This window comes from Arthrobacter sp. ISL-72, from assembly GCF_018613755.1.
Classification (GTDB): Bacteria; Actinomycetota; Actinomycetes; order Actinomycetales; family Micrococcaceae; genus Arthrobacter.
Map to the genome: position 1 here is coordinate 52955 of NZ_JAGGPP010000003.1, position 13082 is coordinate 66036.

The window sequence follows — 13082 nt, forward strand, 5'->3', positions numbered from 1 at the left end:
TAGATGGCACGGAAGGGCCGGGCAGCCGGCAGGAACACGGAACGTTCGACGCCGGGAGTCGTGGAGGTGCTGAAGGGAACCCGCCCTGACGGACCGGTTGAGGGCGTGTACTACATCGACACCGGGGACTGTCAGCTGATCGCTGACCAGGACAATTCCAACGGCTGGCTGCTGCGCATCAACGGCGTGATGAGCTCGCACATCGACCTTGTGGATCCGCTGTTCCTCGACTTTGAGTACATGCGGTGGATATCCGCGCTGGTGGAATCACGGTGGCCGCGGGAGACCAGGCCCAAGCTCCGGGCCCTGCACTTGGGCGGGGGCGCCTGCTCGCTGGCGCGCTACTTCCACGCCGCCTATCCGGAGGCCCGCCAGGTGGTGGTGGAGCTGGACGGGAAACTTGCCGAATACGTCCGCGGCTGGTTCGACCTGCCCAAGGCCCCGCTGCTGCGGCTGCGCGTGGGCGAAGCGCGTGAGGTAACGGAGTCGCTGACGCCGCAGACCCGGGATGTGATCATCCGCGATGTGTTTGCGGGTGCCCTGACGCCGCGGCCGCTGACCACCGCCGAATTCAACGAGCATGCCCGGCGCGTGCTGGCTCCCGGCGGGGTCTACATTGTGAATTCCGGTGACGCACCGGATCTGAAGAACGCCCGGGAGGACGCCGCCGGCATCGCGGCCGTTTTCGAGCACACCCTGATCATCGCCGACCCCGCCATGCTCAAGGGCCGGCGCTACGGCAACATGGTGATGGCGGGCAGCGACCAGCCGTTCGACCAGGATCCCGGGCTTGCCCGGAGACTCCTGGGCGGCGGCGTCCCTGCCCACATCTGGGATGACGCCAAGGTGCGTGCCTTTGCCGCCGGTGCAGCCGTCCGGCATGATCCGGCGGCGGATCCTGTGCCCCCGGCGGGGCCTGAACTTTCGGAGCATCCTGAACCGCCGGAGCCAGGCTCCCCGTCCTAGCCCCCGGCCCTTTCCGCAACACATCCCGCTGCAAAGCACAATGTTGCCTCAAGAATTTGCTGTCGCGGCGGATTTTGCTGTCCCGGCCCTTCGCGAGCTGTAAGTTGGTGGAAGCTCTCCGCTTTCCCCCAAGACCGGAGGGCGGGAGGCCTCCGCGCTTGAGTCTGACTCGCGCGGAGGCTTCCTTCATTTGGAGCAGAAGCCGACCCCCGTCAGCGCCCGCCCAGAAGGAACTCCCGGTGCTCCACGGTCTGATCCCGCAGTGCCTGCACCACCGCAGCCACCGCCGGCCGCCGCATGGAATCCGGACGCAGCACCATCCAGTAAGGGAGCCGTTCGGAGAAGGCATCCGGAAGCAGCCGGACCAAATCCTCGTGCAGGTCGCCCATGAAGCACGGCAGGAAGCCGATGCCAGCCCCGGCACGGGTGGCCTCAACGTGGACAAAGACGTTGGTGGAACTCAGGCCGTCCTTCATCGCCGGGACCAGCCGACGCGGGGCATCGAGGTCATCCACTTGCAGCATGGAGTCCACGAAATACACCAGCGGATGTTCCGTCAGCTCCTCCACCGTTGCCGGCGTCCCGTTTTCGGCCAGATAGGCACGGGAGGCGTACATGCCCAGCACGTATTCGCCCAGCTTGAAGGCCTCGGCCCGGTGCACCTGCGGCTCGCCCACCACCACTTCAATGTCCAGTCCGGACCGCTGCTGCAGGGCCCGCCGGGTCACGGTCACGATCTCCACGCTGAGTCCGGGATGCTCGCGCCGCAGCCGTGCCACCGCGGGCGCTGCGACGTAGGCGCTGAAACCGTCGGTGGCCGTCATGCGGACCACCCCGGTGATGGGGTCCGGCGCCCGCCCTGGCTGCCCCAAGCTGCGCACCGCCCTTTCCACCTCCTCGGCCACCAGAACTGCCTCCGCGCCTAGGTCGGTCAGTTCCCAGGCGCCGGCGGCACGCGAGAGGACCCGTCCGCCGAGCGTCTTTTCCAAAGCCGCTATCCGGCGCGAAACAGTGGTGTGGTTCAGTCCCAAGGCCTGCGCCGCCGTCGTGAATTTGGCTGAACGCGAGACGGCCAAAAGGACCAGCAGATCATCCGGATTAGCTTCCATATCTGCAATTCTGCACACAATGAGTGCCGGGTTGGGCATTGAATCGCAGACTTTCTGCGGTAATACTCATGTCAGCCCGGGTGGTGCTGTGGGTCACAGTGCGGCGTCGACGTCGACACCGTCCTGAGGACGGACCGGGCTGTCGGGGAGTGCAAAGTCTCGGCGGTGGCAGCCCTGCGCTGAGCTGCTTGAAATCTTCGAACTGGAAGGCTGGGTTATGGAAAACACGCTCAACGGCCGCAAGGCTTTGGTCACCGGAGGAGCAGGCGGGATCGGAGCCGCGAGCGTGCGGGCGCTCGCCGCACGGGGTGCCAAGGTGGTGATCGCGGACGTTGATGAGGCCGCCGCGGCAGCACTTGCCGATGAAGTGGGCGGAACGGTGTGGACCGTGGACCTGCTAGACGTCGATGCCCTGGCAGCGCTTAGCCTGGACTGCGACATCCTGGTCAACAACGCCGGGATCCAGCGCATCAACCCCATTGAGGACTTCGAGCCGGTCGATTTCCGCAAGCTCATCACCCTGATGCTTGAGGCGCCGTTCCTGCTGATACGCGCCGCGCTGCCGCACATGTATGCGAACAACTTCGGACGGATCATCAACCTCTCCTCGGTGCACGGACTCCGGGCCTCCCCGTTCAAGAGCGCGTACGTTTCCGCCAAGCACGGCCTGGAAGGGCTCAGCAAGGTGACGGCACTTGAGGGCGGGGAGCATGGCGTCACGTCCAACTGCATCAACCCGGGCTACGTGCGCACGCCCCTGGTGGAGGCGCAGATCGCGGACCAGGCCAAGGTCCACGGCATTCCCGAGGACGAGGTGCTGGCCAGGATCATGCTCACGGAATCGGCCATCAAACGGCTGGTGGAGCCAGAGGAAGTTGCCTCGCTGGTGGCCTGGCTCGCCTCGAACGACGCCGGCATGGTCACCGGCGCGAGTTACACCATGGACGGCGGCTGGTCGGCCCGCTAGCCCCGCCTCCCGATCCAAGGCGGGGCCCACCCCCCGCCCCCTCCCGATCCAAGGCGGGGCCCACCCCCCCCGCCCCCTCCCGGGAGAGTTTTTGTCCAGATAACGTGCCCAAAAAGCTCTCCAGCCCGCGATATCTGGACAAAAACTCCCACGGTTGGGGGCAGCGTGCGCCGGTTAGTTACAGGTGCCCGTTAGTTCTTAGTACCCGCTTAGTTCTTGGTGCCCGTCAGGGCCAGGGTGCCGCCGAGGGCGATCATCATTGCCCCGCCCGTGGTGCTGAGCGTGGAGATGCGCTTGGGGGAGCGGGCAAACCACTGGCGGGCCGTTCCCGCTGCCAGTGCCCAGACGCTGTCCGAGACCAGGGCAATCAGCAGGAACACTGCACCCAGGGCTGCCAGCTGCAGCGGGATTCCGCCGGCAGAGTACTCCACGAACTGCGGAAGCACGGCAACGAAGAACACCAGAGACTTCGGGTTGGTGGCGCCCACAATGACGCCTTGCCGGAGGACACGGAAGGCGGAGGCGGAACGCGACGGGTCGGCCGCCGTCGTATTTCTTCCGCGGTGCCTGATCGCCTGGAAACCGAGGAACACGAGGTAGGCGGCGCCGGCGAATTTCACGATGGTGAAGAGCAGGACCGACTGCGCCAATGCAACACCGACGCCGAGCGCCACCGCTGCGATCTGTGGCACCATCCCCAGCGCATTTCCGAGTACGCTCAGCAGCCCGCCCTTGCGGCCCAGGGCGAGACTCCGTCCAATCACGAACAGGACGCTCGGCCCCGGGACGGCAATCAGGACGGCGGCGGCCACGGCGAAGGCCAGCAGATTACTGAGCGGAACCATGCCTGATTTTAGCCCCGGGCCCCGTGGTTGGGCCCCCGAACCCTTAGTCCCGCCGAATTCCTAGTCCGGCGTCCTCACCTGACGGTAGTCGTAGTAGACCACTTCGGGTACAAGGTCCGGGTGGGCGTCGGCCGCCGTCCGCAGGCCGAGCGAGGAGCCGCGGATCACCGCCACCACACCGAGCCGGCGGCCGTTGAAGGGGTCGTCGCCGAGCACAACATCGCCCACCCTGAACGGCACGGCGGCCGTGCGCACTTTCTCTGCCGCATCGCTTAGCCAGGAGATCAGTCGGCGTCGGTCGCGGGGGAAGGCGGGCCGGGAGGCTGGAAGATCCTTCATCAAAACCACTCCTTTGCAGTGCCAGGACCGGCAAGGACTTGCAGGCGGCCCGGAAGCTGCAATATGGGTCTCAATTCGTCCGGTCTGCGCCTTCCACCAATCTAGAGCCCAAACCCCATGCGTCGCATGCGTAACATATACCCCTTCTGTCCCGCCGGACACTCGCAATTTTTGCGGGACTACTTGCTTCGTTCCACCACCGGGATCGCCGCCGTCTCATCGACCAGCTGGGCACGGGAGCGGCCGTGCCCGCGGACCCACAGGCGATAGGCCACAACCAGCACGCCCAGCCACACAGCGCCGACGTAGAGGGCGACGCGGGAGTCTTCGAATGCCCCCAGCACTGCAATGACCAAGGCCATGAATGCAATGGTCAGGATCGATGCGGCGGGCCACCATGGGGACGGGAATTCCGATGCCGGCAGCCCCTTCCGTGCTATCTCCCGCTTCATTGCCACGTGGGACGCCAGGATCATCACCCATACCCAGACCGTGGCGAAGGTTGCGATCGAGGCGATCAGCAGGAAGACGTCCTTTGGCATGACGGCGTTCAGGACCACGCCGACCAACAGGACCACTGCCATCATCACCACTGTCATCCACGGCACCCCGTGGCGGGAGACTTTTCCGAAGCTGGCGGGGGCGTGGCCCTGCTTGGCCAGGCCGAAGAGGATCCGTCCGGCGCCGAAGATGTCGCTGTTGATGGCCGACAGGGCGGCGGTGATCACCACGGCGTTGAGGATGTGCGGGGCGGCGGGAATGCCGAGGCCGCTGAAGATCTGGACAAACGGGCTGCCGTTGGTGCCCACTTCGTTCCACGGGAACAGGCTCATCAGGACGGCAAGGGTCAACACGTAAAACAGCAGCACGCGCACGGGCACGGTGTTGACTGCCTTGGGAATGACCTTCTTGGGGTCGGCCGCTTCACCGGCCGTAACGCCGATGGTTTCGATCCCGCCGAAGGCGAACATCACGACGGCGAACGAGGCCAGGAGCCCTTCGAAGCCGTTGGGGAACATGCCGCCGTGCTCGACGAGGTTGCCGATGCCCGGCGCCACGGTGGCCCCGCCGGCCTGGAAGCCGAAGATGATGATGGCCGCACCGCCGGCGATCATGGCGATGATGGCCACCACCTTGATCAGCGAGAACCAGAATTCGAGCTCTCCGAACACCTTGACGCTGAGCAGGTTCAGCGCGGCCAGGAAGAAGATGATGGCCAGGACCCAGATCCAGCGCTCTACCTCCGGGAACCAGAACCCCATATAGATGCTGAAGGCCGTGACGTCCGCGATGGCGACGATTGCCATCTCGAACACGTACGTCCAGCCGGTGACGAAGCCCGCGAGAGGGCCGAGGTAGCGGCTGGCGTACTGGCCGAAGGAGCCGGAAACGGGATGGCGGACGGCCATCTCGCCGAGGGCGCGCATCACCATGAACACGGCGGCGCCGCCGATCATGTAGGCGAGGAGGACGGCCGGGCCGGCCTTCTGGATGGCGGAGGCTGAGCCGTAGAAGAGCCCCGTGCCGATGGCAGAGCCAAGGGCCATGAAGCGGATGTGGCGGACGTTCAATCCGCGGTTCAGGACGGTGTCGACGGCGGTGCCGACGGCGCCGCCGATCGATCCGGCGGACGTTCCGGCAGGTTTTCCGGCACGGTCCGTCTGAGGTGCTGTTGGGGCTTGTTGCATGCGAATACCTTCTCGTCATTGGGAGGGGGATCGCTATCCAGCAGACCACTTTGGCGCCACGCGTGAGGAGGCTCACGCTGCTTTGGTGTCTTTCATCTCAGACTGTGGCGGTACCGCAGGGTGCTGGCCGGCCGGGCCCCTCCGTCTGAGTACGTTTAGCACTATTGACGTCATGTAAAACTTTCTTTACTTTGAGCATGTCAGGTTTGTTTTACAACGCAGCCGGGGAGCGGATATGCCGTTTGAGGAAAAGAGCGCCTGGATCATGGGAGGGCTCGCCGTTGTGAGCTACGCCGTGTATCTGGCCATCGTTCTGGGATTGTCCGGTTCGATGCCCCTCACCGAAGTGCCGTACACCGGACCCCTGCCGTGGACGGTCGGGGGATCGATCGTGGCGTCGATCCTGCTCCATATCGTTGTCCGCGCGTTCTCTGCGGATGATGCCGGGAGGAAGGATCAGCGGGACCGTGAGATCTACCGTTTCGGCGAGTACGTCGGCCAGTCGTTCCTGGTGATCGGGGGTGTGTCAGCCCTGGTCATGGCAATGGCAGAGGTGGAGCATTTCTGGATCGCGAACGCCATCTACCTCTCCTTCTTCCTTTCGGCGATCCTGGGCTCCGTTGCGAAGATCATTGCCTACCGCAGGGGCTTCCAGCCATGGTGAAGCCTACGCGCGTCACCAACTCGATCCGCCGCCTCCGGTTTGAACGGGGCGAAATGACCCAAGCCGAACTCGCGGAGCGGACCGGCGTCACCCGCCAGACCATCATCGCCATCGAACAAGGCCGCTACTCGCCGTCCCTGGAGATGGCATTCCAGATTGCCCACGTCCTGGGCGTGCCGCTCGATGACGTGTTCCAGTACCCCGGCAGTGAAGAAGGAGCATCATGAAAGCGGTCATGCAGGATGTTTATGGTTCCGCGGATGTACTGGAACTGCGGGACATTCCCCGGCCCGTGCCCGGCGACGGCGAGGTGCTCATCCGGGTCCGCGCCGCCGGCGTGGAGCAGGGAGTCTGGCACCTCATGACGGGGCGGCCGTACCTCATCAGGCTGTTCGGCTTCGGCCTGACCAGGCCCAAAGTGCACGTCCGGGGCCGCGAGGTGGCCGGTGTCGTGGAAGCTGTGGGGGCGAACGTGTCCCGCTTCCAGCCCGGTGACGAGGTGTTCGGTACCTGCGATGGATCCTTTGCGGAGTTTGCCTGTGCCAAGGAGGGCAAAGTGGCGCGGAAACCTCGAGCGGCCACCTTTGAGGAAGCCTCGGCCGCACCGATTTCAGGCGTGACGGCGCTCCAGGGCCTTCGGGATGCCGGCAAGGTGCGACCTGGCCAGAAGGTGCTGGTGATCGGTGCCGGCGGAGGAGTCGGGACCTACGCCGTGCAGCTGGCGAAGGCCTTCGGAGCGGAAGTCACCGGCGTCTGCAGCAGCGGCAAGGTGGAGCTGGTCCGCCGGCTAGGCGCGGACCACGTGATCGACTACGCCGTGGAGGACTTTGCCCGGCAGGGAGTGTTCTACGACGTCATCCTGGATACTGCCGGCAACCGCCCGCTGTCGGTCATGCGCCGGGCGCTCGCGCCCACGGGCAGGCTGGTGATCGTGGGCGGTGAAGCCGGCGGAAAGCTGACCGGCGGTTTTGAGCGCTCACTCGGTGCGCCGCTGGCTTCCCTGTTCTCCGGCCGGAAATTCACAGGGCTCGTCTCCACGGAAAATCATCAGGATCTGGAGGCCCTCGCAGGCCTGATCGACGCCGGGAGCGTGACCCCCGCCGTCGACCGGGTCTTCCCGCTGGCCGAAGTCCCGGCAGCGATCGCCTACATGCGTGCGGGGCGGGCGCAGGGCAAGGTTGTTATCAGGATCTGACTGCTTGCCGGCTTTCCATGCCGTTTAAGCCTCCGCAAGCTGCCGGACCGCCGGCTCTCGTCTGTCCGCCTAACGCAGCTCCAAGGGGCTATGTCTGGTATACCGTACAGTAGTGTGCTTCGATTGCCTCCCGATGTCCCTATCAGGGCTCACGCTTAAGTACGGGATACCGGACACTTTCGGAACACCAGGCCGGGGGCCGGCTAGCGAACTATGGAGGACACATGGCGAACGGCGACGCCGCCGCACGGACGGCAGCAAAGACGGCGGCAACGGCAGTAAAGGTGGCGTCGAAAGTTCCGGCGGCAGAAAACACCCTGCGCATCCTCAAACTGCTGGCGTCCAAGCGTGGTCCCATGGCGGCGTCGAACATTGCCACCGCACTGGGCCTGCCGCGCTCCAGCGTTTACCACCTGCTGGGCGTTATGGAGTCAAACGGCTTCGTGATGCATCTGCACGAGGAGCAGCGGTACGGGCTGGGTATCAGCGCCTTCGAGCTCAGTTCCGCGTATTCACGCCAGGAGCCGCTGTCCCGGCTTGGCCGGCCGATGCTCGCCTCGCTCGTGGACGTCATCGGCGAAAGCGCGCACCTGGCGGTGCTCCACGGCCGCGATGTCCTGTACATCGTGGAGGAGCGTGCCAAGAACAGGCCCTCCCTGGTGACCGACGTCGGTGTGCGGCTGCCTAGCCATCTCACCGCCAGCGGTCGGGCGATCCTCGCGGCGCTGCCGAAGTCGCAGGTCCGCGCGCTGTACCCGAACGCCGCGGCGTTCACGGCCCGGCATGAGGTGGAGGGCGCCATCATGAAGTACTCGGCGCTGTCCTCCCACCTGGACCAGGTCCGGCAGCGCGGCTACGCCACCGAACACGGCGAGGTGACCCCCGGCTTCGGCTCGATTGCCGCCGCTGTGACGGACCATGTGGGATGGCCGACGGCGGCGGTCGCCGTGACGTTCCTGGAGGACAAGCTCGAGGCGGACCAGTGGCCTGCCCTGGCGGCCCGCGTCCAGAAAGTGGCGGACGAACTCTCCGTGCGCATCCACGGCCGCCCCGCCAAGTAAATCGAGCCCCATCAACACAACCCAGCAGCAGGTGTCGTTTTAAGCACCCAAAACGACACCTGCTGGTACCTGGTTGGGGGACGGGAGCACGTCTGGAATCCCGGACAACACCCTTCCGAAAGCCCTGTCCGGCCAGTCCTGGACAGGCTTTAGTTGATACAGAACTTCAATCACAAATTATCAAGCACGAACCACAAAGCACACGAAGGAGCCCCCATGGCACCCGCCGATTTCACCACCGGTGCCCGCCCGGTCAAAGCAGCCCGCGGCACCGAGCTCACGGCCAAGAGCTGGCAGACCGAAGCCCCGCTGCGCATGCTCATGAACAACCTGGACCCCGAGGTCGCCGAACGCCCCGATGACCTGGTGGTCTACGGCGGCACCGGGCGCGCAGTCCGGTCCTGGGCCGCGTTTGACGCGATCACCCGCACCCTGGAAACCATGGAAAAGGACGAGACCCTGCTGGTCCAGTCGGGCAAGCCCGTGGGCGTCTTCCGCACCAACGAATGGGCGCCCCGGGTCCTGCTGGCCAACTCCAACCTCGTCGGTGACTGGGCGAACTGGCCCGAGTTCCGCCGGCTCGAGGCCGAAGGCCTGATGATGTACGGCCAGATGACCGCCGGCTCCTGGATCTACATAGGCACCCAGGGCATCCTGCAGGGCACCTTCGAAACCTTCGCAGCGATCGCCCGCAAGCTCACCGGGGACGAGAACGGCACCCTCGCCGGCACCCTGACCCTCACCGGCGGCTGCGGCGGCATGGGCGGCGCGCAGCCGCTCGCCGTCACCCTGAACGAGGGCGCCTGCCTGATTGTCGACGTCGACGAAACCCGCCTGCGCCGCCGCGCCGGCAAACGCTACCTTGATGAGGTCGAAACCGACCTCGACGCCGCCATCGCCAAGGTCCTGGCGGCCAAGGAGGAACGCCGCGGCTGGTCCGTTGGCTACGTCGGCAACGCCGCCGAGGTCTTCCCCGAAATCCTGCGCCGCCACAACGCCGGCGAACTGAGCGTGGACATCGTCACCGACCAGACCTCCGCACACGATCCCCTGTCCTACCTTCCCGAGGGCATCAGCGTGGCCGAATGGCACCGCGAAGCCGAGGCCGACCCGGACGGCTTCACCAAGAAGGCCCAGGCCTCGATGGCCAAGCACGTCCAGGCCATGGTGGAATTCCAGGACGCCGGCGCCGAAGTCTTCGACTACGGCAACTCGATCCGCGACGAGGCCCGCAAGGGCGGCTACACCCGGGCCTTCGAATTCCCCGGCTTCGTCCCGGCCTACATCCGCCCGCTGTTCTGCGAGGGCCTGGGCCCGTTCCGCTGGGTCGCACTCTCCGGGGACCCCGAGGACATTGCCGTCACGGACAAGGCCATCAAGGAGCTCTTCCCCGAGAACAAGCACCTGCACCGCTGGATCGACGCCGCGCAGGAACGGGTCGAGTTCGAAGGCCTGCCGGCACGCATCTGCTGGCTGGGCTACGGCGAACGCGCCAAGGCCGGGCTGCTGTTCAACCAGCTCGTCAAGGAAGGCAAGGTCAAGGCACCCATCGTCATCGGCCGCGACCACCTCGATTCCGGCTCCGTCGCCTCGCCCTACCGCGAGACCGAAGCCATGGCCGACGGCTCCGACGCCATCGCCGACTGGCCCATGCTCAACGCCCTGCTCAACACCGCCTCCGGCGCCACCTGGGTCTCCCTGCACCACGGCGGCGGCGTCGGCATCGGCCGGTCCATCCACGCCGGCCAGGTCTCCGTGGCCGACGGCACCGACCTCGCCGCGGAAAAGCTCGAACGCCTCCTCACCAACGACCCCGGCATGGGCGTCATCCGCCACGCCGACGCCGGCTACGACCGCGCCCTCGAAGTCGCCAAAGAACGCGGCGTCCGCATCCCGATGAATGAGAGTAAGTAAGACATGACCGCCATAACCCACGAACCACTGACCGTCACCCTCGGCTCCAGCGGCGTAACGCCCGAAGACGTCGTCGCCGTCGCCCGCCACGACGCCAAGGTGGCCATCTCCCGGGAAGCCCTGGACACGGTGGCGAAGGTCCGCGCCCACATCGACAGCCTGGCCACGAGCGAGGTCCCGGCCTACGGCATCTCCACCGGCTTCGGCGCCCTGGCCAACCGGCACATCCCCAACGAGCTGCGCACCCAGCTGCAGAAGTCGCTGATCCGCAGCCACGCCGCCGGCATGGGTCCGGCCGTGGAACGCGAAGTGGTGCGCGGCATCATGTTCCTGCGCGCCAAGACCCTGGCCTCCGGCCGCACCGGCGTCCGTCCCGTCGTCCTGCAGACCATGGTGGACGTGCTCAACGCCGGCATCACGCCCGTGGTCCGGGAATTCGGCTCGCTGGGCTGCTCCGGCGACCTCGCCCCGCTGTCCCACTGCGCCCTGGTCCTCATGGGCGAAGGCGAGGCGACGGGCCCCGACGGCGAGCTGTACGGCGTGCCCGGACGTCCCGCCGTCGCCGATCTCCTTGCCGAACACGGGATCGAACCCGTTACGCTCGCCGAAAAGGAAGGCCTGGCGCTGGTCAACGGCACCGAAGGCATGCTCGGCATGCTCCTGATGGCGATCGCTGACATCCGCCAGTTACTGACGACGGCGGATATCACCGCTGCGCTCAGCGTCGAGGCGCTTCTCGGTACCGATCAGGTGTTCCTGCCGGAACTGCACGCCGCACTCCGGCCGCATCCCGGTCAGGCCGCGTCTGCGGACAACATGCTGCGGGTCCTGTCCGGCTCGCCGATCGTTGCCTCACACCGGGTGGGCGATTCCAAGGTGCAGGACGCGTACTCGTTGCGCTGCGCACCCCAGGTGGCCGGCGCAGTCCGTGACACGGTGGACCACGCGGACCTTGTCGCCTCGCGCGAACTTGCCGCAGCCATCGACAACCCTGTGGTCCTGCCGGACGGCCGGGTCAGCTCCAACGGCAATTTCCACGGCGCCCCGGTGGCCTATGTCCTGGACTTCCTGGCCATCACGGTTGCCGACCTGAGCTCCATCGCGGAGCGCCGCACGGACCGCATGCTGGATCCGGCACGTTCACACGGTCTGCCGGCGTTCCTGGCGGCGGATCCCGGAGTGGATTCCGGCCTGATGATCGCGCAATACACGCAGGCCGGGCTGGTCTCGGACAACAAGCGGCTCGCCGTACCTGCCTCCGTGGACTCCATTCCGAGCTCGGCCATGCAGGAGGACCACGTCTCCATGGGCTGGCACGCGGCCCGAAAGCTCCGGAAGGCCGTGGAGAACCTCCGCCGCGTCCTGGCCATCGAACTGGTCACCGCGGCACGCGCCATCGACATGCGCACCCAGCTGTCCGGGGGAGAACTGACCCCGGGGCCGGCCGGCACCGCAGTGCTCGCTGCACTCCGCAATGTGGTGGACGGACCTGGAACCGACAGGTTCCTGTCGCCCGAACTGGAAGCAGCGGACCGGCTCGTTGCCTCGGGCGAGGTCCGCGTAGCGGCCGAATCCGCCGTCGGGATTCTGGCCTGACGGTGAATATTGTGCATTACGCATGACAAATTCCCGGTGCCCCCGAAATACTGCGCGACACAACAGGCGGGGGCCCGGGAAGTGTAGTAGAACTAAAGATGTAGTGACAAAGCCCACACCAACGATGTTGTGGCAAAGAACATATACAAAGGGGTAGAAGTTCAATGAAAGCACGGGGGACGGTTCTGTCCAGGCGGATGGCATTTGCGGCCACGGTTTCCGACTGGAGGAGCCTCAAGGCAGGCGAACGGGTTGAAATCCTCAAGCATGCGCATGTTGTAGCCGCAGGTGAGGTTGAGGAAGTTTCCGTCAGCGGAAACGTTCTCTGGCTGGTGCCTTCAGGAGGCCCGTCCGAAAACCAGCTTTTTATGAAGTCCGACGGCGTCCAGGTCCGCAGGACATGGCGCCAGAGTTAAGCGGCGATGTCCTCGTAGGTCTCGCCGAAGGGGACGGAGTCGTCAAGGGCGACTGTGTAGGCCCCGGGCTCGTGGCGGGTGACGCGGATACCGCAGTTGCCCTCTTCGACAGCAGCTTCGATGAGTTCGTTTACGGCGCTTTCCAGGCCGGTGTGAATCTCTTCAGCGGTGGAAAAGGTCAGGTGGATAGACCGGGCGTCGGTGGTCTGGGTTTCCATGATGGCTGAGCTCATTGCAGGACTTTCTCTAAACTGTTTGCCGGTTGGCCACAGTCCAGTCTACCGGCGTTGTCAAAAAAGATAAGATGTCTGGCATTTGTCCC

14 protein-coding genes are annotated in these 13082 nt (G+C 65.6%); 9 read left to right on the forward strand and 5 right to left on the reverse strand.

Annotated elements, in window-relative coordinates:
• The first annotated feature begins 3 nt into the window (after window positions 1-3).
• Entirely contained in the window at window positions 4-966 is a 963-nt protein-coding gene (locus J7I92_RS02285) for a spermidine synthase (RefSeq protein ID WP_214836799.1), read from the forward strand.
• Between the two features lie 212 nt (window positions 967-1178).
• On the opposite strand, the gene J7I92_RS02290 is transcribed toward J7I92_RS02285, so the two are convergent.
• Window positions 1179-2075, reverse strand: a complete 897-nt coding sequence (locus J7I92_RS02290) for a LysR family transcriptional regulator (protein WP_214836802.1) — start codon at window positions 2073-2075, stop codon at window positions 1179-1181.
• Window positions 2076-2292: 217 nt separating this feature from the next.
• On the opposite strand from J7I92_RS02290, the gene J7I92_RS02295 reads away from it, so the two are divergent.
• Window positions 2293-3042, forward strand: coding sequence for a 3-hydroxybutyrate dehydrogenase (locus J7I92_RS02295; protein ID WP_214836805.1), 750 nt, complete (start codon window positions 2293-2295; stop codon window positions 3040-3042).
• 209 nt (window positions 3043-3251) lie between these two features.
• Here the strand turns inward: J7I92_RS02295 and J7I92_RS02300 are convergent, their stop codons facing one another.
• The 3 genes from J7I92_RS02300 to J7I92_RS02310 form a co-directional block, all read right to left on the reverse strand.
• Complete coding sequence (locus tag J7I92_RS02300; RefSeq protein ID WP_214836808.1) at window positions 3252-3887, reverse strand: LysE family translocator; 636 nt, start codon at window positions 3885-3887, stop codon at window positions 3252-3254.
• Window positions 3888-3947: 60 nt separating this feature from the next.
• Complete coding sequence (locus J7I92_RS02305) at window positions 3948-4226, reverse strand: hypothetical protein (protein WP_214836811.1); 279 nt, start codon at window positions 4224-4226, stop codon at window positions 3948-3950.
• Between the two features lie 179 nt (window positions 4227-4405).
• Complete coding sequence (locus tag J7I92_RS02310) at window positions 4406-5914, reverse strand: amino acid permease (RefSeq protein WP_214836814.1); 1509 nt, start codon at window positions 5912-5914, stop codon at window positions 4406-4408.
• A gap of 235 nt (window positions 5915-6149) precedes the next feature.
• Between J7I92_RS02310 and J7I92_RS02315 the strand changes: the two genes are divergently transcribed.
• The 7 genes from J7I92_RS02315 (at window position 6150) to J7I92_RS23695 (ending at window position 12760) form a co-directional block, all read left to right on the forward strand.
• Window positions 6150-6578, forward strand: a complete 429-nt coding sequence (locus tag J7I92_RS02315) for a hypothetical protein (protein WP_214836817.1) — start codon at window positions 6150-6152, stop codon at window positions 6576-6578.
• A complete protein-coding gene (locus J7I92_RS02320) occupies window positions 6572-6805 on the forward strand; it encodes a helix-turn-helix transcriptional regulator (RefSeq protein WP_214836820.1) in 234 nt (77 codons plus the stop codon). Before J7I92_RS02315 ends, J7I92_RS02320 begins: the two co-directional genes overlap by 7 nt.
• Window positions 6802-7773, forward strand: coding sequence for an NAD(P)-dependent alcohol dehydrogenase (locus J7I92_RS02325; protein ID WP_214836823.1), 972 nt, complete (start codon window positions 6802-6804; stop codon window positions 7771-7773). The genes J7I92_RS02320 and J7I92_RS02325 overlap by 4 nt, the downstream gene beginning before the upstream one ends.
• Window positions 7774-7997: 224 nt before the next feature.
• Complete coding sequence (locus tag J7I92_RS02330) at window positions 7998-8834, forward strand: IclR family transcriptional regulator (RefSeq protein ID WP_214836826.1); 837 nt, start codon at window positions 7998-8000, stop codon at window positions 8832-8834.
• 216 nt (window positions 8835-9050) lie between these two features.
• A complete protein-coding gene (gene hutU, locus J7I92_RS02335; RefSeq protein ID WP_214836829.1) occupies window positions 9051-10748 on the forward strand; it encodes a urocanate hydratase in 1698 nt (565 codons plus the stop codon).
• A gap of 3 nt (window positions 10749-10751) precedes the next feature.
• A complete protein-coding gene (gene hutH, locus J7I92_RS02340) occupies window positions 10752-12344 on the forward strand; it encodes a histidine ammonia-lyase (RefSeq protein WP_214836833.1) in 1593 nt (530 codons plus the stop codon).
• A gap of 164 nt (window positions 12345-12508) precedes the next feature.
• On the forward strand, window positions 12509-12760 hold the full coding sequence (locus J7I92_RS23695) for a hypothetical protein (RefSeq protein ID WP_251039370.1): 252 nt from the start codon (window positions 12509-12511) through the stop codon (window positions 12758-12760).
• Here the strand turns inward: J7I92_RS23695 and J7I92_RS02345 are convergent.
• Window positions 12757-12993: a hypothetical protein gene (locus J7I92_RS02345; RefSeq protein WP_214836836.1), complete on the reverse strand. Its 237-nt coding sequence runs from the start codon at window positions 12991-12993 to the stop codon at window positions 12757-12759. The two genes, J7I92_RS23695 and J7I92_RS02345, sit on opposite strands and share 4 nt — an antisense overlap.
• Window positions 12994-13082: the final 89 nt, after the last annotated feature.

Bases quoted from the DNA above. Each gene is read 5' to 3' on its own strand.
- J7I92_RS02305 (WP_214836811.1), bottom strand. From the start codon at position 4,226: ATGAAGGATCTTCCAGCCTCCCGGCCCGCCTTCCCCCGCGACCGACGC.
- J7I92_RS02330 (WP_214836826.1), top strand. From the start codon at position 7,998: ATGGCGAACGGCGACGCCGCCGCACGGACGGCAGCAAAGACGGCGGCA.
- J7I92_RS02285 (WP_214836799.1), top strand. From the start codon at position 4: ATGGCACGGAAGGGCCGGGCAGCCGGCAGGAACACGGAACGTTCGACG.
- J7I92_RS02295 (WP_214836805.1), top strand. From the start codon at position 2,293: ATGGAAAACACGCTCAACGGCCGCAAGGCTTTGGTCACCGGAGGAGCA.
- J7I92_RS02320 (WP_214836820.1), top strand. From the start codon at position 6,572: ATGGTGAAGCCTACGCGCGTCACCAACTCGATCCGCCGCCTCCGGTTT.
- J7I92_RS02325 (WP_214836823.1), top strand. From the start codon at position 6,802: ATGAAAGCGGTCATGCAGGATGTTTATGGTTCCGCGGATGTACTGGAA.
- J7I92_RS02315 (WP_214836817.1), top strand. From the start codon at position 6,150: ATGCCGTTTGAGGAAAAGAGCGCCTGGATCATGGGAGGGCTCGCCGTT.
- J7I92_RS23695 (WP_251039370.1), top strand. From the start codon at position 12,509: ATGAAAGCACGGGGGACGGTTCTGTCCAGGCGGATGGCATTTGCGGCC.
- hutU (WP_214836829.1), top strand. From the start codon at position 9,051: ATGGCACCCGCCGATTTCACCACCGGTGCCCGCCCGGTCAAAGCAGCC.
- J7I92_RS02290 (WP_214836802.1), bottom strand. From the start codon at position 2,075: ATGGAAGCTAATCCGGATGATCTGCTGGTCCTTTTGGCCGTCTCGCGT.
- J7I92_RS02300 (WP_214836808.1), bottom strand. From the start codon at position 3,887: ATGGTTCCGCTCAGTAATCTGCTGGCCTTCGCCGTGGCCGCCGCCGTC.
- hutH (WP_214836833.1), top strand. From the start codon at position 10,752: ATGACCGCCATAACCCACGAACCACTGACCGTCACCCTCGGCTCCAGC.
- J7I92_RS02310 (WP_214836814.1), bottom strand. From the start codon at position 5,914: ATGCAACAAGCCCCAACAGCACCTCAGACGGACCGTGCCGGAAAACCT.
- J7I92_RS02345 (WP_214836836.1), bottom strand. From the start codon at position 12,993: ATGAGCTCAGCCATCATGGAAACCCAGACCACCGACGCCCGGTCTATC.